The following is a 21,023-nucleotide window of genomic DNA, read 5'->3' on the forward strand; positions in this document are numbered from 1 at the left end:
TCTCAGGCATGGAGCGGCAGGGTGAGGGTTAAAACGGTGCCTTGGGGCGATGAGGTGATGTCGGTGCTGCCTTGATGCTTGGCGGCACGGCGGTGCAGATTAGTGAGGCCCATGCCGCTGTGTTTGGCGGCGGGGGCGAAGCCGTGGCCGTTGTCGCGGAGGGTGAGCATGATGTCGTTGTGCGTTTGCTTGAGCGTGATGTGCACTTCGGTGGCGGCGGCGTGGCGGGTGATGTTGTGCAGGGCTTCTTTGAACATCAGCATGAGGTCGCGCTGGCGGTCCACGGAGAGGCGGCGGGTCTGGGCGTGGTCATCGAGATCAAGCGTGTGCTGGATGCCGCGCAGCATGCGGTCAGCGGTTTCGCGCAGGAGGGTGGGCAGGTCGTCGGTGCCGTAGCGCTCGCTCTGCATGAGGCGTGTGATGTCGCGCATGGCGTCCACGGTTTCAGCGGCAATGTCTTTGATGTCGGTCAGGTCTTCGCGTGACTGGGGGCTTTGGCCACCCTCAGCGAGAAGGTCCTGCGCGATGAGGGCGATGCTGCCGAGGCTGCTGCCGATCTCGTCATGCAGATCCTGGGCGATGCGCTCGCGCAGGCGTTCGAGCTCTGCGCGGCGGGCACGTCTCTGACGTTGCAGCCACAGGAGCAGCACAATGACGCCTGCCACGGCCATGCCGATGAGCAGCCCCAGGGCGTTTTTTTGCCAGTGCTGCGTGAGGGTTTCGCGTTTCTTCTCGATCTGTCCAAGCTGGTGCTCCACCTCACGCCGCTGGGAGAGATCCGCCAGCCAGCCGGGCCAGTCCACGATGTCCGCACCGCTGGCAAAGCCGTCCACCAGGGCTGCGCGTGACCAGCCGTTTTGTTCCGTGGAATTGGGGGAATTCACATCGCAGCCGGTGGCGATGTTTTTGCCTGCGGACCAGATCTGCATCTCTGCCATGGCGAGGACGACGGAGCCGTTGCTCACATGCGGATCGAGCACCTGCAGACGCACATACCGTGCGCGATGCGCGCCGACGAGCGTGACCACATTGTCTCCGGGCAGGGCATTGTAACTGCCGGACTGGGGCGTGGGCAGGAGGCGCGGCTCTTCGTTGTCCTCTTCGCGCAGCTCGATCTGGTAGCGCACGGGAAAGCCGTAGCCGTGGCTGTGGGAGAACTGCGGCGGATGAGAGGGAAAGAGGCGGATCTCATCGATGGGCCTGACGGTGCCGAGATCAATCTCCACCCATGGGTTGGTGTAGGGGCGGCCTTCGCTGGTGGGCACGCTGCGAAAGCCCAGCGTGGGGCTGGGGTGCGTGCCGAGCGGCGGGCCGAGCACGGTGTGGCCGTCCACGAGATTGATGCGGCCCCAGTCGGGGCGTGTGCCCTGGCTGCTGCTGGCACGCACGGCGGCAGGGCCGATGGCCTCCAGCCGTGCGCCGAGGTTTTGCTTTCCCTGCAGCAGCATCACCTCGCCCAAGGCGCAGAAGCTGCGTTCGCCGGAGGTGCACAGTCGCGTCGCGGTGATGCGCACTTTTTGCGCCATGCGTCCGCCTGCGGGGATCACCACGGGGAGCAGGCCCGGATTGGGGAAATCGGCGTCGGTGTAGTCGGCGATGATGGTGCGCTCATTGTCCTCGCCTTCATCCAGCAGCTCCACGTAAAAGCGGATGGGGAAGCCGTAGCCTTTGCCCACGGCGGCTCCGTTCGGTGGCGGGGCGATGAGCACCACGGAGTCAATCTTCTGCGCCTGTCCGAAATTCAGCTCCACCCATTCGGCCTTGTCTTGGGAGGATGAGTACTCGCTGTGCCAGCCCAGACGCTGGGTGAGCTGCACCTCCGGCGCTGCGGGCATGGCGCTGAGCTTTTCCTGCAAAGCCGTGCGCTCTGCCGCCAGCGCGCGCATTTCAGGAATCCATGATGTGAGCTCGCCATGGGCTTCCCCGCCCCACAGCATGAGGAGAACGCCAAAGCATGGATGGAGAAGGTGACGCACCGTGAAGGGAGCCTAGCGAGGAGGGCACCGCCCTGCCACCGGGTTCTGCTGCCGCAGGGGCCCCCGAACATTCGGGGGAGGTGCACAAAGCTCTGCGTGGCACCGTTTGAACTCAAGACCGATGACACGTTTTCTGCTTCCTGCGCTGACCGCTACCGCCCTCCTGGCCTCCCATGCTGCCATGGGGGCTGAATCGCGTGATCTCACAGGCCTCGTGCGCCCCTTCTTTGAGCAGCACTGCAACAGCTGCCACGGCACCAAGAAGCAGAAGGGAGATCTGCGCGTGGACAATCTCATCGTGGACCTGCAATCGCCGAAGATCATGGGGCACTGGGAGGAGATCATGAGCCGCATCAACTCCGGCGACATGCCGCCGGAGGATGAAGCGAGGCCGAAGCCGGAGGAGATTTCCAAGGTGGCCGACTGGATCCTGCTGCAACTGCGTGAGGCGGAAACCGTGCGCCAGTCCTCCGCAGGTGAACGTGTGGCCTTTCGCAAGCTGACGCGTGATGAGTATGGCAACACCGTGCGCGATCTGCTGGGCGTGAACTTTGACGTCAAGGCACCGAGCGGACTGCCGGAGGACCCGGATTGGAAAGGCTTTGAACGCATCGGCTCCGTGCTGACGCTTTCGCCTGCGCACATTGAAAAATACTTGTCCGCTGCGGATGCGATTCTGGATGAAGCGCTGTCTTTGCGGCCAGAGCCGAAGCGCGAGGTGATACGCTGGGAGGCCTTCGACATGCGCTGGAAGGGCTTCAAAGAGGAATACCAGGCGCGTGGCATTGCCGACAAGGTGCGGATCGAGATCGTGCCGCGCAACTATACGACGGATTCCTGGAACATTGAGATCAAGACTACGGGCGACTACCTGCTGCGGCTGAAGCTCAGCGGCCTGCGCCCCGCCGGTGGTCGTGCGCCGCGCTTGAAAGTGTACCTGTCTAGCATCAACACCACGTTGATCGAGCAGGACATCGATGCGCCGGAAGACAAGCCGATTACTGTCGAGGCACGCGTGCATCTGGTGGCGGGGAAGTATCCGGTGCGCATCATCAACTCCGTGCCGGGGCCGAACCCCGAAGGCCGGCGCTCACGCCACAGCGGCACGCCGAACGCCTTTACCAACACGCGCAGCCGCGTGCCGTGGCAGCTCAAGCTCACGGACGATGACTTCAATCCGATCCAGCCGACGCTGATCGTGGACACCGTGGAGTGGGACGGGCCCATCGTGGATTCGTGGCCGACCAAGGCGCACCAGCAGATCTACAGCAGCAAGGATGCGCGGGAAATTTTGACGCAGTTTGCCACACGTGCGTGGCGCAGACCGGTGCAGGCAAAGGAGATCGAGCGCCTGATGCAGCCCGTGAACAAGTCGCTGGAACTGGGCGATTCGTTTGAGGTGGCGGTGAAGAACGGGCTCATCGGCGTGATGTGCGCGAAGAGCTTTCTTTACCTGGAAGAGGGCGACGCCGCGAAGGCTGCGCCGACGCTCAGCGACTACGAACTCGCCTCGCGGCTGTCTTACTTCCTGTGGAGCTCGATGCCGGATGAGCATCTGCTGGAGCTCGCCAAGCAAGGCAAGCTGCACGATGCGAAGACGTTGCGTGCTGAAGTGCAGCGCATGCTCGCTGATCCGAAAGCGCAGGAGTTTGCCGACAGCTTCCCGCGCCAGTGGCTGCAACTGCGCAAGGTGGGCATGTTCCCGCCGGACAAGGAGCTGTATCCCGACTACGACGAGAACCTTGAGCAGAGCATGGTGGCGGAGACGCTGGGCTTCTTTAACGAGGTGCTGAAGCGCAACGGCAGCCTGCGCGAGTTTCTCGACTCCGACTGGTCGATGATCAATGAGCGCCTGGCCATGCACTACGGCATTGAAGGTGTTCGCGGTGATCAGTTGCAGCGCGTGGCGCTCAAGCCGGAGGATCATCGTGGTGGATTACTCACGCAGGCTTCCGTGCTGAGTCTTACTTCCGATGGCACGCGGCATCGCCCGGTGCATCGCGGTGTGTGGATGCTGGAGTCCATCATCGGCAGGCCGCCACCGCCGCCGCCTGCCAACGTGCCTGCGCTGACCACGCCGGATGCGAAGGCCAAAAAGACGACCGTGCGCGAAAAGCTGGAGCTGCACCGCTCCGACCCCAACTGCACCGCCTGCCACAACAAGATCGATCCCCTCGGCATCGCCTTTGACAACTACGACGCCATCGGCCGCTGGCGCACCGTGGAGACGATCAAGGACGGCACCGGTGACAACCCGGCGCTGGACCCCAGCGGCGTGCTGCCGGACGGGCGTGCCTTTGCTGACTCGGTGGCATTGAAGAAGATCCTGATCGATGATCTCGATAAATTTGCCGCTGCCGTCACGGACAAGCTCGCCACCTATGCCCTGCGCCGGGGCATGACGTTTTCGGATCGCGAAGAGCTCAAGCGCATCGCTGAAGCATCCAAGGCCGACGGCTACAAGCTGGCCTCCCTCATTGAATCTCTCGTCACCAGTCCGCTGTTTTTGAAACGTTAACCTGCATCACCATGAGCAACATCCAATCCCAACGCTGGCTTCTCAACCGCCGCCACTTTTTGCGCGGACTCGGCACCACCATGGCGCTGCCGCTGCTGGATGCGATGGTGCCTTTGCGCGCCAGTGCTGCTGCAACGGCCAAGCCGCGCCGCAGTGTGTTTGTGTACATCCCCAACGGCGTGAATGGCATGACGTGGCAGTGCACGAAGGCCGGGCGTGGCTATGAGCTTTCGCCTTCGCTCAAGCCGCTGGCGAAGCATCAGGAGGATTTCACCGTGTTCAGCGGGCTGCATCATCCGAACGGTCTGGGGCAGGCGCATGTGTGCGCGGACACCTGGCTCACGGGTGCGAAGATTGATGCGCAAGGCGGGCGCAAATACGAGAACACCATCTCCTGCGACCAGATGATGGCCGAGGTGGTGGGGCAGCAGACGCGGTTCACCTCGCTGGAGTTGTCCATCTCCTCCGGGACTGGGCAGCCCTTTGGCACGAACACACTGGCCTTCTCACGCGATGGCGTGCCGCTGCCGGCGGACGACAATCCGAAGACGATCTTCAACCGCCTGTTTGGCGAGGAAGCGGGTGGCATCGGTGCGCAGCGTGCACGCCTCACGAAGCGCCGCAGCGTGCTGGATGCCGTGCTTGATGATGCGAAGTCACTGCGGCTGGCGCTGGGGACGGATGACCGCACGAAACTGGATGAATACATGCACGCGGTGCGTGATGTGGAGCAGCGCACGGAGCGTCTGGACGCGTGGCTGGACATTCCGAAGCCTGTGGTGGAAAAGAATCTGGCGGCACCCTTCCAGCGCGATGTGCCCAAGGCGCAGGCGGGGGAATACTGGCGCACGATGTTTGACCTCATCGTGCTCGCGTTGCGCACGGACATGACGCGTGTGGTGACTTACATGAACGGCAGCGAGGGCAATGGCCTGGCCATTCCGGAAATCCAGATCACGCAGGCGCGGCACAATCTTTCGCATCACAATGGCGATCCGGTGGTGCTTGACCGTCTGGCGAAGAGCGATGCCTTCATCATGCAGCAGTTTGCGCATTTCCTCGATGAACTGCGTGCGGTCAAAGACGGCGATGAACCTCTGCTCGACCGCACGATGGTGCTCTTCGGCAGCGGCATGAGCTACGGCCACAGCCACTGCAACAGCAACCTGCCCATCCTGCTCGCAGGCGGCAAGGGGCTCGGGCTGAAGCACGGCCAGCACCTCGACTACAACAAGCCGCATCTCAAAGAGGACTACACGCTGAGCTACGACGAATGGCGCAGCCTCTGCGGCAAGCCCAAGGACGGCAAGGCCCGCCTCAGCAACGTGCTTGTGACCATGCTGCAAAAGATGGAGGTCAATGCCGAGACCTTCGTGGACAGCCTCGGTCCGGTCAGTGAGATCGTGTGATCAAAATGCCTCAGCCTTCCATATTTTTCCAACCCAACTCCATGAAACAAACTCTCTCATTCATCGCCCTGCTGTCTTTCGCTGCAGCCGTTCCCTCCCTTGCTCTGGACCCCCATGTCGAAGCCGTCACCAAGATTGTCGAGGGCGCGAAGGGCAAGGTCGAAAAGACGGAGGACGGACAGAGTCTGAAGCTGGTGGATCTCGCCGTGCCGAATACGGGGCCGCATGATCACCGCAAGGAAGATCCGTATGATGCCGCCTTCTTTGAGCATCTCGGTCACATCACCACGCTGGAGTCGCTGAATGTGATCTCCACCAAGTTCAACGATGAGTGGATGCCGAACATTGCGAAACTCACGAACCTCAAGACCCTGCGCTTTACCAACAACGGATCGTTGACGGACGCAGGCATGGAGCAGCTCGCGGGATTGAAGAATCTCGAATCCTTCTCGTTCGTCGGCACCAAAATCACCGGACGCGCCTATGCGAAATTTGAGGGCTTTACCAAGCTGACCAAGGTGAGCCATCGGGGCAGCAGCATCGACGACGAAGGGTTGAAGGAGCTGTGCGACCACCTGCCAAATCTCGAAAGCATCAGCCTCGCGCATGCGAAGTTCACGGATGCGGGTGCCCCCAATCTGGCCAAGCTGACGAAGCTCAAGGGATTGGAGCTCGGCGCTCATGCGACGCCTGCAGCGCTGAAGAACATCACCGCACTGCCGCTCGAATCTCTGCAGCTTGGCGAAGGTTTCGACAAATCCGAGTCGCTGCCCATCGTGAAGGAGATCAAGACGCTGAAGCGCCTGACGCTGACGAACTGCAAGACCACCACCGACGATGACCTCAAGGTGCTGGCCACGATGACGCAGCTGGAATCCCTGGAGCTCGGCAGCCCGGCCATGCCCGAGGAACGCCTGCCGCTGCTGCAAGGGTTTGCCTTCCTCAAGGAGCTGAAAATCATCGACCGCCAGAAGGGCTATCCGCCGGAAACGGAGGCCAAGATCAAGGCGCTGCTGCCGAAGGTGGACGTGAAATTCAAGTGATCCGATTCAACCGGCACCCCATGCGACTTCTCTGCGTCCTTCTCTTTGCCTCCGCCTTGTCCCTGTCTGCCGCCGATGCAGCCAAGGCGATGGAGTTCCCTTCGCTCAATGATGCCAAGCGCATCCATGGAGAGCTGGTCAGCGTGGACTGCATTTTGCGCCAAGGAGAGTTCCGTGCCGACGATGGCCAATTGATGCCGTTCTCCATGCCGCCGTATGCGATCATGAAGTACAAGGGCGTGGAGGCGGATCTGCGCGAGGTACCGCTGGGGACGAAGATGACTTTCCTTATGCTGCCAGACGCTGCGGGGCAGCTCACACGCCTCGTCACCACGGATGATGGCCAACCCGCCGACGCTGCGCAGTTGAAGAAGTTCCGTGAGTTCACCGAGAAGCGCGGCATCGCGGGATGGATTAACAAGACAGAGGGGAATACGGTTACGGTGACCTTTTTCAGCGCCGACCCCGCCGCGTTTCAGGCTGCTTACAAAGAACTGCTGGCGGTTGGGAAGGAGGGGAAGCTTTGCGTGGCGAACGAGGAACTGCGCACGTGGAATCCGGGTGTGGATGGCGAGCGTGGCTCCATCACGGAAGCGAACAAGGTGCCCACTGAATACTTCGGCAGCAGCGGCGTGCAGGTGACGCTGAAGGTGAGCAACATGCTCGAAGGCTTCCGTCGTGGCCGCGTTGTGCGCGTGTTTCTGGCGGGATGGAAAGTGCAGGATCAGTTCTATGGGGAGAGCCTGATGGGCTACGGCTTTGGCCGCATGCTGAATCAGGAACTGGTCGAAAACGTGGCCAAGGAATACCCGGAGCAGTTTCCTTTCCGCACGGATTTCAGCAACGCGAACCTGCCTTGGTATCAGCTTAAAGACGAGGTGAAGCCGCCGCCCTTTTCCGAGCACGTGGTTTACGGGCAGCTCGTGGAGGCTGATGCCAAGACTGGCAGCGGCAAGTTCATTGCTGAGCTGACCGGCGAAGAGGTGAACTTCACGCTCACCAAGCGCCACACCTTGAAGTATCTCGGGGCTGATCCTCAATTTGCGCAGCTGCCCACCGGTCAGCGCTACCGCTTCCATCTGTATCAGGACGAGAAAGGTGCCTTCACCCGCGTGAGCTTCATCAGCGATGACTTCAGCCACGCCAGCGCGAATGCCAGCACGGCACGCGTCACCGCCATTCACGGGGACCGCATTCACGTGGCCTGGCAGCTTCCGCTGGTGAAGGACTACAATGGCGACATGCAGCGCCCGCAGGATATCGGCAGCCGCATTCTCCACGTGAATGATGCCACGCGCGTGTGGAAGGCGGATCAGCAGGTGAAGCTGGCGGATCTGAAAGCGGGGGATGTGCTGCTTTTTAACCGCACTGCAGAACTGCCCGGCAAGCCCTCCCAATGCACCGACCTTTGGATCGGCGAAGAGACGCACAAGCTGGTGACGGAGAAGCAGCGCAAGCCTGCGGTGGCGAAGAAGTAGGTGGGGCTGAAGAGCGTCTATCAGCGCGACAGCGTTTTGGAGTGCTCCAGTCCTCTGGAGCTTTCCGCAGGCCAGTGAACGTCCGAAAGCGCCGGAGGACCGGCGCACTCCAGGACACTGTCGTGCTGCTTCACACTCCAGAGACTTGGTTACTTCGCGTTCTCATCGCGGCGGTGAAGGGGACGCACCCAGATGTTGCGGTAGCGGGTCGGGTTGTGGTGGTCCTGGAGGGCGAAGCCGACTTCCTGCAGCTTCGTTTCGAGCGGAGTGGCATGCTGCACGATGACGCCGTTGTGCAGAACGGTGATGCGAGCGGGCTGGAGCACAGTGCCCTTGTCATCGAGTTGCGCGCATTCGCAGATGATGTCGTAGCTCTGCCATTCGCCGGGCTTGCGACTGGCGTTCACGAGAGGGGGGTAATTGTTGTAGATCGCTCCGGCCTGACCGTCCGGATAGGTGTCGTTGTCATAGGAGTCGAGCACCTGCACCTCGCCCCAGCCATGGATGAGCACGCCGCTGTTGCCACGGCCCTGGCTCTTGCCCACCACCTCGGCGGGCGTGGCCCATTCGAGGTGGATCTGGCAGGAGCCAAACTTGTCCTTGGTATCAATGTCGCCGCCCTTGGGCTTGATCTCAGCGTAGCCGTTTTCGATCTTCCAGTTGGGCACGTCGCTTTGGTCTTTGTCATCCTTGCGCGGCTTGCGGATGAACCTGGAGAGGTCTTTGCCATCGAAGAGAACGACGGCATCGCTCGGCGCTGTGGTGGCCGTGGGCGGAGTGATCACCGTAGGCCGCGGCCGCTGCATGTCCCCCTGCCGGTAGATGCCGCCGGGAGTGAATGGCTTTTCTTTTTTGGGTTCGGCCGGCTTGGTGGGCTCGGCGGCGGCGGCGAGAACGGCGAAGAGGGGGAGGGTGAGAAGGAGGCGGTGCATGATGATTGTAACGGTGTGGGTGCAGATGATTTGCGGGCAAAAAGAAGGCCGGCGCATTGCCGGCCTTCTTGAGTCCAGTTGCGGCGCAACTGGGCTACTTGGCGAAGGCCTTGTCCTTCGCATTGCCACCGCTGGTGAGGTAGGCGAGGAGGTCGAGGAGTTCGTCCTGATTGAGGGAGTTGATGAGGCCGGGCGGCATCATGCTGACTTTGCGGGTGCCCTTCTTGGCGATGTCGCTTTCGTTGATGGCCATGTGGTCATTGGGGGCGAAGGGGTTGGTCATGATGAAGACCTTGCCGTTTTCCTCAACGACGATGCGGCCGATGATGACGCTGCCATCCTTCTTGGTGATTTCGTGGCTGTCGTACTGGTCCGAGATGACCTTGCTGGGATCGACGATGTTTTCCATGAGATCGCGCATGGTGTAACGGTTGCCGACGCCGGTGAGGTCGGGGCCGATGCTGCCGCCGTCGCCATTGAAGCGGTGGCAGGTGGCGCACATGATGCTGCGGTACATGTTTTCGCCATTGGTGAAGTTGCGGCCTTTGAGTCCGCCGGTGGTGAGAGCGACGACTTCATCGACCGTCCAATTCTTGCCGGGGCCTTTGGGGGCGACGTAGTTGGGGATGGAGGTGCTGGCTTCGACCTTGTTGCTGAGGGTGTCGAGCGCGGCGAGTTCTTCCTTCGGCACAAAGGTGGCCAGGGCGTCCTTGCGGATGTTTTCGATGAAGCCTTTGAAGCTGTTGCCGCCCTTCCAGGTGCGGGCGCGGGGAAACCAGGAGAAGAAGGTTTTGCGATGCTCAGGAGTCCAGCCTGCGGTGGCGTTGCGCAGGGCAAACATGTAGCTGATCTGCTGGGCATTGGGGCGGCTGCCAGCGGCGGCGCGGGCGGCGTTGGCGTAGCCTTCGTTGCGGCTCAAAACGGCATCGGTGGCGACTTCCTGGAAGTCGTCTTTGGCGGTGGCCATCAAGGCGAGGGTCTTTGAGACGACGGTGGGGGTATCGATGGCGACGAGGATCTGGCAGAGCTCGCGGTTCAAGAAGGGATTCTCCGTGGGATAGACGAGGTCGAGCGCCGTGGAGATCTTTGAGCAGACGTCTGCATCCGGCTTGCCAAGGCGGATCAGGATGAGCTCCAAAGCGCGCAGGGCGGCGAACTGCTGATCGAGCGTGAGCTTGGCTCCGACCAGTTTGCCCAAGGCAAGGAGCATGCGGCCTTCGAGTTCGACGTTTTCAGGCGAGACGTAGCCGATGGGTTCCGAGGAGGTGCCGGTGGGCTTGGCAGCTGGCCTGCCACCTTCGGAATTGGCTTTGGCCCCGGTGACACGCGCGAGGGCGATGATGCCTTCGATCAATGCGACGGGCTGGGTTTCACTGAAAACTTTTTCCTGCCAAAGTGCGACGGGGAGTTTTTCAATCGCGACGCGGGCGGCATAGCGCACGTTGCGGTCGTCGTGGCTGAGCTTGCTCCAGGCGTCCTGGAGGGCATTCGCGGCATCGACTTTGCCGGTGTGGTAGGCTTCGAGGGAGGCGCGCAGTTTGAAGTCCTCGCCGAGAGGCTGCGCTTTGACGGGGGCGGTGGATTCATCGCCGACATAGGTCACGCGATAGACACCGGACTGAGTTTTGCGACCGCCCACTGCGAAGTACATGGCACCGTCCTGCGGATGAATGACGACATCGGTCAGAGGCAGAGGTTTGCCGAAGACGAATTCCTCCTTGGTGGCGGCGTAACTGGCACCTTTGGCGTCCAGGTTGATGGCCCACATGGTGCCGTAGGTCCAGTCGTTGATGAAGATGGCGTGCTGGTATTTGGCAGGGAACTTCGCACCGGTGCCGGCGACGACGCCAGTGGGGCTGCCGGGGCCGATGTCGAGCGTGGTGGGGAGCGAGTCGGCGTAATAATTGGGCCATTTGCCGCTGCCGCTGCGCCAGCCGTAGTCCGCACCGCTGACGCAGTGGTTCACACGGGTGGGGCGGTACCAGGGGCTGCCGATGTCCCACTCCATGTCGGCGTCGTAGGTGAAGAGTTCGCCCTGGTCGTTGAAGCAGATGTCGAACTCATTGCGGAAGCCGTAGCAGAAGAGCTCCAGTCCGGTGCCATCGGGGTTCATGCTGCAAATGTAGCCGCCTGGTGCGAGGATGCCGCGTGCGTGGCCGTTCGCGTCCCACATGCGCGGGAGGATGTGGTCTTCGCTCCAGATCTTGGCGGGGCGGCTGTCCGTGAGGCCTTCGGGGAGTTTGGTGTGGTTGCCGCAGTTGAAGAAGATGCGTTTGCCATCCGGACTGACGGTCATGCTGTGCAGGCCGTGCTCGCCGCCGCCTGCCATGGTGTGCAACTTGGTGGTCTTGTCGTATTGATCGTCGTCGTTGGTGTCCTGCAGGCGGTAGAGGCCGTTGTTTTTGCCGTCTTCGTTGACCATGACGTAGAGGCTGTCGAATGCGGCGAGAAGGCCGTGGGCCTTGCCCAATTCGATGGCGAGTTTTTCCGGCTTGAGGTTCTCGGTTTTGCCGATGGCCGGCACGCCCATGCGGTAGATGCTGCCATACTGATCGCAGGCAATGAGGCGACCTTTCGGATCGACGGTGAGAGCCACCCAGGAGCCTTCCTGATCTTTGGGCACGTTGTAGAGTTTTTCCACTTTGAAACCTTTGGGCACGGTGATCTCAGATGCAGCGATGCTTTCTGCCGGGCCGCTGTTTCTGCCGCCACCCGGTTTGCCATCCAGCGCGAGTCCCCAGGGGCCTTTGCCATAATCGTTGATGACGATGGCGGGCTGCCAGGCGGTGGTGCCTGTCTTGGTGGCCTCCCATTTGTCCGTGGTTTCTACGATGAGGGGCTTTGCGTTGTCCGGCAGCTTGAGGGTGAGGCGGGCGATGAGCGCCGCGACGCCGCCTTTGTTGCGACCGTTGACGATGATTTCATTCTGCGCACCGAGCTTGAGATTTTTGCTGATGTCCACCTTCGTGGCCTCCTGCCAGTCGGGATTGGTGAGAACCTTTTGGCCATTGAGCAGGGCGTCCGCGCCGTTGTCACAGGTGAGTTCCAGCAGGGCTGATTGCACCTTGGCCGGAACTTCAAAGCGATAGCGAAAGGTGACCTGCGGGTCTTTGCTGCCATCCTTGGACAGCCAGATCCACTGCGGAGCGGCGGAGGCGGTGTTCAGCAGGAGGGCGAAAGCGGCGAACGTGGAGAGAATACGAGGCAACATGGTGGGCGGAAAGTACGCACCAAATCACCTGACGTTGCACGCGATTGCCATCCTTTGGCAAACACGTACGCTGAGCTGGTCAGCCGAGGCTAGACCTGGCTGCCATTGAGCTTGCTGCCGTTCAGGGCCACACCATCGTGCACACTTTGCACGGACAGCGACGCGACACGGGACTTGAGCTCCTTGCTGGGCTTGAAACGCACGACACAGCGGTCAGGGATCATCACCTCAGAATTCGGCTGCTTTGGGTTGCGGCCGATTTTGCCGCGCGCCACACGGAGGTCAAAGGTGCCGAAAGTGCGCAACGTCACTTCGTTCCCCTCAGCTAGATTCTTCGAAACCAACTCCATAAAGGCCTCCACCATGGCCAGTGTGTCGGCATGCTTGATTCCCGTTGCGTTGCTGAGTTCCGCAACCAAATCTTTTTTGGTGATCGTGGTCATAATAAGGTGACTAGCGAGACGATTAACAGGGTGCAACTAATTTCTGTGTCGAATTATTGTCTCTACCTACGATTTAGTCAGTAGGTTTATTTGGGGTGATCCGAAACTATACCCGATAAAACCTCAGAAGAAGTCCTGAAGTGCATCTTGCACAGCGTTGGCAAAATGTCTCTGCCGTGCTGTTCTACGAGCTTGGCGGCCGTTTTTTTCACACCATCTGAAACTCCTTTGGGGAGTTCCACGCCCAGCTTCTGACCTTGGGACTTCAGCCAGCCCACAAAAGCCTCGCGTGCCAAAATGGAGGCGGCGGCCACGGCGGGGTCGCTTTCTGCCTTGGTGCGCTGGACGAGTTCGATTTCCCGGCCGCGAGTCTGCATGGCGCGCTGCAGAACGGCGGGATTGGCGAACTGGTCAGAAATGGCCCGCTGGCAGCCGGGGACGCGTTCGAGCAGGTTTTCGATGATCCGGGCATGCCCCCAAGCCAGCAGTCGGTTCAGATTGCCAAATTTGGTGTACAGCTCGTTGTACCGCCCGGGGTGGATCGCGATCACCTCCCAGGCGAGGCCGGGAATGGCGCGGATGTCGGCGGCAATTTTAAAAATGCGCGCGTCACTGCTGATGCGTTTGCTGTCCACGGCACCGGCTTCACGCAGGCGGCGTGCCACATCGCCATCGACATAAACGCCTGCAATGACCAGCGGGCCGAAGAAGTCGCCCTTGCCGCTTTCGTCCACGCCGATGTGAGGCTGGAACATCTCGGGATTGTGCACTTCTTCGTAGCCGAGTTTTGCCTCCCCAAGCACCTCAGGTTCAAGCAGGTTCGTGATGAAATCTTCGGTGTCCTTGCCCTGCACGACGATCTTGGGGCCTTTCTCATAGACACATACGTTCACCTTGGATTTGGCGGCGGCGTAGAGGCAGTAGGGTTTGGTTTGAAACTCAAAGCCGCGTTCCTCCAGCAGGGTGCGCAGCTTCGCCGCTTGTGGGGAGGTGAGTGCGTGGGTGTAGCTTGTCAGGGCTGGCATGGGCGTGATTTTAATCACAGGAGTGACGAAAGACTCATGAAAAATGCGCCGGATCGTTCATAAGTGAGGCACGATGCGCTCTCGAACTGCCAGGCCTGATCCCCAAGCTATCGCCATGGAATTGGTGAACTGGTTTGGGCATAATGCGCGTGATTATCCCTGGCGTCGCACGCGTGATCCTTATGCCATTCTTGTTTCGGAGGTGATGCTGCAGCAGACGCAGATCGCGACGGTTCTGGACCGCGGTTTTTACGCCCGCTGGCTGGAGCGGTTTCCTGATTTCAAGACGCTGGCGGCTGCACGCGAGGAGGAGGTGCTGAAAACCTGGGAGGGACTGGGCTACTATAGGCGGGCGCGCAATCTGCAGCGGCTTGCCCAGGAGGTGATGGCGCAGCATGGCGGGGTGTTTCCAAGCGAGCATGCGGTCATTCTCGAACTGCCGGGTGTGGGTCCGTACACGGCCGGTGCGGTGGCCAGCTTTGCCTTTGGCCTCAAGGAACCCATCGTGGATGGCAACATCGCGCGGGTGCTTGCGCGCATCTACAACGATGCCACGCCGGTGGACTCCACCGCCGGCACGAAGCTGCTGTGGGAACGCTCGAAAGCCCTGGTGCAAGCGACGGATGATCCGCGTGCCTTGAACTCGGCGCTGATGGAGCTCGGGCAAACCCACTGCACACCGACGAAGCCTGCCTGTGATCTCTGCCCGGTGCGTGCCCACTGCCGTGCGACGGACCCCGAGGCGCTGCCCGTGAAGAACGCGCGGCAGCAGATTACCGCCGTCACTGAGCGCGTGATTTTTTTGCGCACCCGCGAGGGGGTGATGCTGGAGCTGGAGACCGGCAAACGCCGCACCGGTTTGTGGAAGCTGCCGGCGCTCCATCCCACGCATGAGGATTCACCGCCGCCTGTGCTGCTGCGCATGCAGTATGGCATCACGCGCTACAAGGTCACGCTCTGGGTTCATGAACCGCATGCGCAAACAGGGGAATGGCCTGATACGCATCGGGTAATACCAGTGGCTGAACTTGAATCCACACCCATGCCTGCTCCGTATCGTAAGGCGTTGAACGATCTGCTCCAGCGCGGAGAGTTCCGGCTCAGTGCCTGAATTGTCAGTTTGCGATTGACTTCCCATGCCCTACTAGATGCCATTGCCTTTTATGAAAACGCGCACTCTTCTCTTCTCCTGCCTAGCCCTTGTCATTGCGGGTTGCAAACCTTCGGCGGAAAAAGCTGCTGAGACCCCGGCGGCTCAGCCTGCCACAAAATCTGGCAAACCGCAGGTGCTGGTGGCGAACTACCCGCTGCAGTATTTTGCACAGCGCATCGCGGGCGATGCCGTCGAGGTGCGCTTCCTGGCGCTGAAAGACGAAGACCCTGCCTTCTGGCAGCCGGATGAGGCCGCCATCACTGCATTTCAAAAAGCCGACCTGATTCTCATGAATGGTGCGGGCTACTCCAAGTGGGCTGACAAAGTCACGCTGCCAGAGTCGAAGGTCGTGGATACTTCCGCCGCCTTTGCCAACAATTACATTGAAGTGCGCGATGCCACCACCCACAGCCATGGCCCAGGCGGCGAGCACAGCCACAATGGCACCGCATTCACCACCTGGATCGATTTTAAGCAGGCCTCCATGCAGGCGCAGGCGGTGGGTGATGCACTGGCGAAACTGGTGCCGGCAGCCAAAGACTCCATCAGCAAGAATACGCAGGAGCTGAAGGATGAGCTGGGGGCTCTCGATAGCCGAATGAGCACGCTTAGTCGCCGTCTGGTGCAGTATCCGCTGGTGGCATCGCATCCAGTCTACCACTATATGGCACGTCGGTATGGATTGAAAGTGAGGTCAGTCCTTTGGGAGCCCGACACCGTGCTGGATGCTACAGCGCTCAGGGATCTCAATGGCGTTCTTGCTGGACATCGTGCCCGGTGGATGATCTGGGAAGGCGAGCCAAGCAAGGAGAACGTCGACAAGCTTGAGGCACTTGGGCTGCATAGCGTCGTCTTTGATCCCTGTGGCAATGTGCCTGCAAGTGGTGATTTCATGACTGTGATGAAAGCGAATGTGGAGGCGATGGAGAAGGCCTTTCAGTGACATGCAGAAGTTTTAGGTGTGAAAACACATCTGGAGATCGACCGAATAAGAAAAATATAGATTATCGTGTTGACGGCCTAACAAGGCTGTGTCATTATTCGTTACCTTCACAACAAGTCATGAAAACCAACCAGACACATCTTAACTCATCCGCGCTGACCGAGCGTCGGGGAGCGATCGTGTGTGGGAGATTGGATCATGGCTTTATGGCCGCCTATCCAGCACAAGATTGGAGTCTCCCAACAAAGAGATATAGCGAGCAGGGTGCTTTGACACCCCATTAGGCCCCCGAAGGCCAGTTTCCCAAGGAAGCCCTGCTCGCCCACTCCAAGGCAGCAGGGCTTTTTTTTTGGCCGCGAAACGAACCACTCACCCCTTTTCCATACCCATTGATTGAACCCGCGGTCCTTTGACCGCTTCCCCACAGCACGAAAAAACCCCGGCATCCGCGCTAACGGACACCGGGGCAAGGCCAGCCGAGCTGACTCCCGGAGGAGTCGTTTAGAGACGCCAGAGCAAGACCTGCAGACAGGTTTGCACCCTCCTTCCGAATGTCAACTGAAGCAGCCATCGAATACGCAATATTCCTACGTCGAGACGAGGAATACGGGAATTCATTGCCCATTTTTGACATCACGAAACGGCTTCCCCGGGAGGTGTGCCATAAACACCGAAACATCCGCCGTGAAATACCTGCGGGTGCGACGCCAGCGATGGAGTGACCAACACTCCATCCCGTGCGTGGCAGCGGTGTTCGTTCTTTATATGGCAGATCACCTCACAATGAGGCTGATCTGCCATTCAAGGGCGCGGAGCACAGCAACAAGTGATGTAACCTTGGGAGAGTGTGTACAGTGGCAAGGCTGTCTCCGTGTCCTTGAATGGCAGAACGGAAAAGATTTTCCAATACAATACGGCGGTGGCAGACAAGCAATGCACGGGGCTCCAAAACCCGAAGATGTGGGGGCAGTACCCACCCGCCGTGCCATTTCATTTCAAACCAAGAACGCGGCGGTAGATCGTTAAAGAGGCGACCTGGACTGTAACCCCAGAGCTCATCGAGAGACCACACGGAGCATTCCCGTGACGCCGCACCATTCATCATTCATGCCCACGAAACACGGGGCGCACGGCAGCAACTTCATATGCCGCAAACGGCCCTCCGTGGCAGCCCCGTGCCCTTCGTGGGTGTTTTCATTTCCTTTTCTTTTTCAAATGCAGGGAGAGCCAGTGCTCTGACGGGTCTCATAAGCCTGTCTTGGTTGGTGCAACTCCATCCCCTGCGTCCAATTTTATGGGACCATAGTGTAGAAGACTGCACGGCTGGCTTGCACCCAGCAAGAGACGGAGCGTTACCGTCCGGCTCCACCATTTTAGAATCCTCGGTGAGGTAAAGTAGCCTGTCGGCCTGTTACGCCGATCGTCATGGTGCGAGTCCATGCCGGGGAGCCAATTTATCAAAGCCCGCAAGGTGTAATAGAATATGCATACGCCGCTTCTAACGGTCGTGCTTCCAGGTGCGATTGGCTGCATGCAGCCTACGCAATGAGGCTTCGCTTTGATGTGTGCGCTTTCGCGCATGGCGTTCCTGGTGTGGGCACCAATTCAAAGGAGCACGTCCGGCATAGACGAGGAAACGGTCTCGAAAACCGCTGCGCCTTCTCAAGGCGTCCAGAGTGCGATTCTCTGGTGCTCCGCCATTTCGCTAAACCCTGTGATCAAATTTCAGCAGCGCTTCATGCACCAGGAGCAGGCCGACAGCCATAGTTGTGGTAGCCAATGTCACGGCCTCTAGTCCTCGAGATTGCGCCAGCCATCCGCAGGCGCTTGGCAGCGCGGCTGCACCCACCATCGCTGCGCTGACTTGAAAGCCGATGGCATGGGCTGCACGCGCTTTGCCCAGCCGCTGCGGTGTCCGTGTCATCAGACATGGATAAATGGAGGCCAGTCCAAGGCCGACCAGTGACAGCGCTCCTGCTGAGAAAGGCAGGTTTGCCGCAAACAAGGCGGTGCCGAGGACCGCTGCCAGCATGCTCAGGCGCAGCAGCAGATCGATGCCGAGCCACTCAATGATGAAGCCAAATACCACGCGACCGGTGGCGATGCTGGCCCAGTAAATCGTCACCCACATGCCGGCGGTTTCTTTGGTCATGCCGCGTGCTTCGGTCATTACCGTAAAGCTCCATTGTCCTGCCGTCACTTCGAGGCCGGTATAGATGAAAAAGAGCAGCATATGCGCCCAGACACCGCCATGTTTCAAGGCTCCGAGCATGCTCACGGAAGCTTCGGTATCAGAATTCGAGGTCGTGGTTTCGCCTGGAGTGTCCCACAGCTTGCGAGTGTAAATGAACAGACCTGTTAAAATGAGGAGCAAGGCGCCGACCGTTGCATAACCCGCCCGCCAAGATCCCAGCGAAACCAGCATCGAGGTCATGATCAGCGGCCCCAGTGTGGCGCCAATGCCGTAGCAGGCATGCAGCCAGTTCATGTGTCGCGGCGAAAAATGATTCGATACATAATGATTCAGCCCGGCATCAATGGCACCGGAGCCAAGCCCATGCAGCAGCGCGCAAGCTGCAAACATGCCCCATGCAGGCGCGGCCGAATAACCCAAAGCACTCGCCGCCACCAGCAGGCTGCTGCCACCCAGCAGAAGCCCGATGCCAAATGACTTGAGTAGTTTTCCCGTGAGCAAACCTGAAACGAAATAGCTGGCTCCCGCACCAAAGAAGATCCACGCGATGTCACTCTGCTGCCGCCCGAAAAAATCCCGCACCGAAGGCCAGGCCACGCCGATGAGCGTGTCCGGCAGCCCAAGGCTGATGAAGCCCAGATAGGCGGTCACCAGCAGGAGGCGGGTGGCAGAGGATGGAGTGTTCGAGGCCTGCATTTTAGCGCGGTAGTCTGGTGCAGAAGCTTCGTTTGTCGCTGCCGCCTTGCGTGCAGTTGTGCCGGGTTTCTGGCTAATACCCTTTTCATTCCCTCTGTAGCTCAACAGCAGAGCAGCCGGTCGATAACCGGCAGACCGTGGAGCGTCACCACGCCGAGGGACCATTTTTTAAAGAACGCTGGATGGCATAGACAGATGAGCGGCGGATTGAAGATCCGCACAGGTTGGCGCACTACCAACTCCAGCGACCATTTTTTTGCGGCATTGATGTAACAGCAACATGCGAGTCTTCCAAACTCATCACGTCGGGGCAGCACCGACATGCCGCACCACTTTCAAATTCCCCCGTGGCCGACACAGAAAGGCACCGATTTCGTAAATCGGAGCATGTGGGTGCAAAACCCACCGGAGGATCCATTTCAACACACCCTTCATAGTGTAACAGCAGCATTCTTCGTTGTGAACGAAGCGGTGCCGGGGCAGAACCGGCTGAGGGAACCATTTTATTTATTTCGTGCGCAAGACAAAGAGCCGAGTCAGCGGTCCGCAAAACCGCATTACCCAGTGCAAGTCTGGGGCGCACGTCCAACTTTTCATCGGATACGAGAGAGCCAGCCGTTCTCGCTTGGTTTGGGACCAAGACACGCTCGGGGCAGCACCGGGGTATCCGACCATTTTCATCATTGGTCTGTAGCTTAACAGTAGAGCGTCGGGCTCATAACCCGCAGGGTGCTGGTGCAATTGGCTGCTTTGCAGCCTGTGCAGCAAGGCTGCGCATTCGCAATTGCGCTACCGCGCACAGCACTCCAGCCGGACCGACCATTTAAAAAAACTGCCCTGTAGCTCAATCAGCAGAGCATGCGCCTTTGAAGCGCAGTGTTGATGGTGCAAATCCATCCAAGGCCACCAGTTTCATGCCCATGTAGTCCAATGCAGAGACAACCGCCTCAGAAGCGGTACAGTGCGGGTGCGAGTCCTGCCATGGGCACCATTTCAAAGTCTCCGTAGCTCAGCAGAAAGAGTGGCTGATTACGAATCAGCAGGCCGCAGGTGCGAATCCTGCCGGAGACACCATTACAAGGCTCCCGTAGCTCAATGTATAGAGCACCGCGCTTCGAACGCGGAGGTTGTAGGCGAAAGTCCTTCCAGGAGCGCCACCTTCACGCCCATGTAGTCCAACAGCAGAGACAGCCGCCTCAAAAGCTGCGCAGTGCAGGTGCAACTCCTGTCATGGGCACTATTTCATCATGGAACGCCAACCGGACCAGCGAGCCGGGACTCGGTGCTAACGAGATCGTGCTGCCATCGTGTGGCATGAGGAGCATGTCCTCGGCGTTCCGCCATTTTCAAAAGGCCCTGTCGTCTAACTGGCCAAGGCACCCGACTTTCTATCGGGTTATTGCGGGTTCGAATCCCGCCGGGGTTGCCAATTTTATTTTTTAACAACGGGCCATCGGTGCCGTGGGGAAACTCAGAAACCGATGGGGGCATGGCCCCGACAGCCGGCGTGAGCCGGTCAGAGGCGAAGGTGCCTGAAAACCTTCGCGCCGTGAGGGATCACGGACAGTCCATGCAAGCCCAGGCTTCCCGCGAAAGCGGGCGATCATGGCCCCGAAGGCCGTGGTCGTATTGGGAAAGCAGTGCGTCGTGGAACGAACGGCGGTTTAGATGCCCGGAAACGGGGAACATCAGCCGCCGGAGAGCAGCGGGTGGTGCCGGCCTCACGACCAACCAGACTGCGATCCATAAAGCCAAGGGTAGTGCCAGAAACATCCGAGCCTTGTCGGCAAGGGTGATGGCGCAGAGCAAGAGGTGACGGACGTGTGCAAACACGGACGTTGTCTTGAGACTCCGTTGAGTAACCGACAGGTGAAAGGCAGACGATGTGCGGCATTTCGCAGCCCAAAAGGCGGCGACAACCGCAGGGCATCCGCATCGTCGCAGGTATGACTCGTAATCAGAAAAACGCAAAGAGGTGTCCGGCGTGACGAGTGAAATAGCT

General features: G+C 59.8%; 13 protein-coding genes and 8 tRNA genes. 14 read left to right on the top strand and 7 right to left on the bottom strand.

Features of this window, described 5'->3' with window-relative positions; translation table 11 throughout:
* Window positions 1-2 precede the first annotated feature (2 nt).
* On the bottom strand, window positions 3-1,976 hold the full coding sequence (locus AC3RLQ_RS29120) for an ATP-binding protein (protein WP_493032243.1): 1,974 nt from the start codon (window positions 1,974-1,976) through the stop codon (window positions 3-5).
* A gap of 121 nt (window positions 1,977-2,097) precedes the next feature.
* Here AC3RLQ_RS29120 and AC3RLQ_RS29125 point away from each other — a divergent pair, with 121 nt between their 5' ends.
* The 4 genes from AC3RLQ_RS29125 to AC3RLQ_RS29140 are packed head-to-tail and all read left to right on the top strand — an operon-like array spanning window position 2,098 to window position 8,424.
* Window positions 2,098-4,494 carry a DUF1592 domain-containing protein gene (locus AC3RLQ_RS29125; protein WP_493032245.1) on the top strand — a complete coding sequence of 799 codons (2,397 nt, stop codon included), beginning with the start codon at window positions 2,098-2,100 and terminating at the stop codon, window positions 4,492-4,494.
* A gap of 11 nt (window positions 4,495-4,505) precedes the next feature.
* Complete coding sequence (locus AC3RLQ_RS29130; protein ID WP_493032247.1) at window positions 4,506-5,903, top strand: DUF1552 domain-containing protein; 1,398 nt, start codon at window positions 4,506-4,508, stop codon at window positions 5,901-5,903.
* Window positions 5,904-5,944: 41 nt separating this feature from the next.
* The gene (locus AC3RLQ_RS29135; RefSeq protein ID WP_493032249.1) at window positions 5,945-6,946 is read left to right on the top strand and encodes a leucine-rich repeat domain-containing protein; all 1,002 of its coding nucleotides are present in this window, start codon (window positions 5,945-5,947) and stop codon (window positions 6,944-6,946) included.
* 20 nt (window positions 6,947-6,966) lie between these two features.
* Window positions 6,967-8,424, top strand: a complete 1,458-nt coding sequence (locus AC3RLQ_RS29140) for a hypothetical protein (protein ID WP_493032251.1) — start codon at window positions 6,967-6,969, stop codon at window positions 8,422-8,424.
* 149 nt (window positions 8,425-8,573) lie between these two features.
* Here AC3RLQ_RS29140 and AC3RLQ_RS29145 read toward each other — a convergent pair whose 3' ends face one another.
* The 4 genes from AC3RLQ_RS29145 to rnhC all read right to left on the bottom strand — a co-directional run bounded on the left by AC3RLQ_RS29145 (window position 8,574) and on the right by rnhC (window position 14,035).
* Complete coding sequence (locus AC3RLQ_RS29145) at window positions 8,574-9,356, bottom strand: 3-keto-disaccharide hydrolase (protein ID WP_493032253.1); 783 nt, start codon at window positions 9,354-9,356, stop codon at window positions 8,574-8,576.
* 94 nt (window positions 9,357-9,450) lie between these two features.
* Window positions 9,451-12,567, bottom strand: a complete 3,117-nt coding sequence (locus AC3RLQ_RS29150) for a c-type cytochrome (RefSeq protein WP_493032256.1) — start codon at window positions 12,565-12,567, stop codon at window positions 9,451-9,453.
* Window positions 12,568-12,656: 89 nt separating this feature from the next.
* Complete coding sequence (locus tag AC3RLQ_RS29155; RefSeq protein ID WP_493032257.1) at window positions 12,657-13,010, bottom strand: HU family DNA-binding protein; 354 nt, start codon at window positions 13,008-13,010, stop codon at window positions 12,657-12,659.
* Between the two features lie 86 nt (window positions 13,011-13,096).
* Entirely contained in the window at window positions 13,097-14,035 is a 939-nt protein-coding gene (gene rnhC, locus AC3RLQ_RS29160; protein WP_493032259.1) for a ribonuclease HIII, read from the bottom strand.
* Between the two features lie 115 nt (window positions 14,036-14,150).
* Between rnhC and AC3RLQ_RS29165 the strand changes: the two genes are divergently transcribed.
* From AC3RLQ_RS29165 to AC3RLQ_RS29175, 3 genes are all read left to right on the top strand, one after another.
* Window positions 14,151-15,146 carry an A/G-specific adenine glycosylase gene (locus tag AC3RLQ_RS29165; RefSeq protein ID WP_493032261.1) on the top strand — a complete coding sequence of 332 codons (996 nt, stop codon included), beginning with the start codon at window positions 14,151-14,153 and terminating at the stop codon, window positions 15,144-15,146.
* A 52-nt stretch (window positions 15,147-15,198) separates the two neighbouring features.
* A complete protein-coding gene (locus AC3RLQ_RS29170; protein ID WP_493032263.1) occupies window positions 15,199-16,131 on the top strand; it encodes a metal ABC transporter substrate-binding protein in 933 nt (310 codons plus the stop codon).
* Between the two features lie 913 nt (window positions 16,132-17,044).
* A tRNA-Trp gene (locus AC3RLQ_RS29175) sits at window positions 17,045-17,119 on the top strand.
* Between the two features lie 717 nt (window positions 17,120-17,836).
* Here AC3RLQ_RS29175 and AC3RLQ_RS29180 read toward each other — a convergent pair.
* Window positions 17,837-19,186 (bottom strand): MFS transporter, encoded by a 1,350-nt coding sequence (locus tag AC3RLQ_RS29180; RefSeq protein WP_493032265.1) that lies wholly within the window; start codon window positions 19,184-19,186, stop codon window positions 17,837-17,839.
* Window positions 19,123-19,344 carry a hypothetical protein gene (locus AC3RLQ_RS29185; RefSeq protein WP_493038844.1) on the bottom strand — a complete coding sequence of 74 codons (222 nt, stop codon included), beginning with the start codon at window positions 19,342-19,344 and terminating at the stop codon, window positions 19,123-19,125. Before AC3RLQ_RS29185 ends, AC3RLQ_RS29180 begins: the two co-directional genes overlap by 64 nt.
* 18 nt (window positions 19,345-19,362) lie before the next feature.
* Here AC3RLQ_RS29185 and AC3RLQ_RS29190 point away from each other — a divergent pair.
* The 7 genes from AC3RLQ_RS29190 to AC3RLQ_RS29220 all read left to right on the top strand — a co-directional run bounded on the left by AC3RLQ_RS29190 (window position 19,363) and on the right by AC3RLQ_RS29220 (window position 20,450).
* Window positions 19,363-19,438: transfer RNA gene (locus AC3RLQ_RS29190), tRNA-Thr, on the top strand.
* Between the two features lie 267 nt (window positions 19,439-19,705).
* Window positions 19,706-19,843, top strand: a tRNA-Met gene (locus AC3RLQ_RS29195).
* 94 nt (window positions 19,844-19,937) lie between these two features.
* A tRNA-Leu gene (locus AC3RLQ_RS29200) sits at window positions 19,938-20,012 on the top strand.
* A gap of 7 nt (window positions 20,013-20,019) precedes the next feature.
* Window positions 20,020-20,095: transfer RNA gene (locus AC3RLQ_RS29205), tRNA-Arg, on the top strand.
* Between the two features lie 7 nt (window positions 20,096-20,102).
* A tRNA-Arg gene (locus AC3RLQ_RS29210) sits at window positions 20,103-20,178 on the top strand.
* 7 nt (window positions 20,179-20,185) lie between these two features.
* A tRNA-Leu gene (locus AC3RLQ_RS29215) sits at window positions 20,186-20,258 on the top strand.
* A 115-nt stretch (window positions 20,259-20,373) separates the two neighbouring features.
* Window positions 20,374-20,450, top strand: a tRNA-Glu gene (locus AC3RLQ_RS29220).
* Window positions 20,451-21,023: the final 573 nt, after the last annotated feature.

This window comes from Prosthecobacter sp. GW821-HT29F12, from assembly GCF_058803405.1.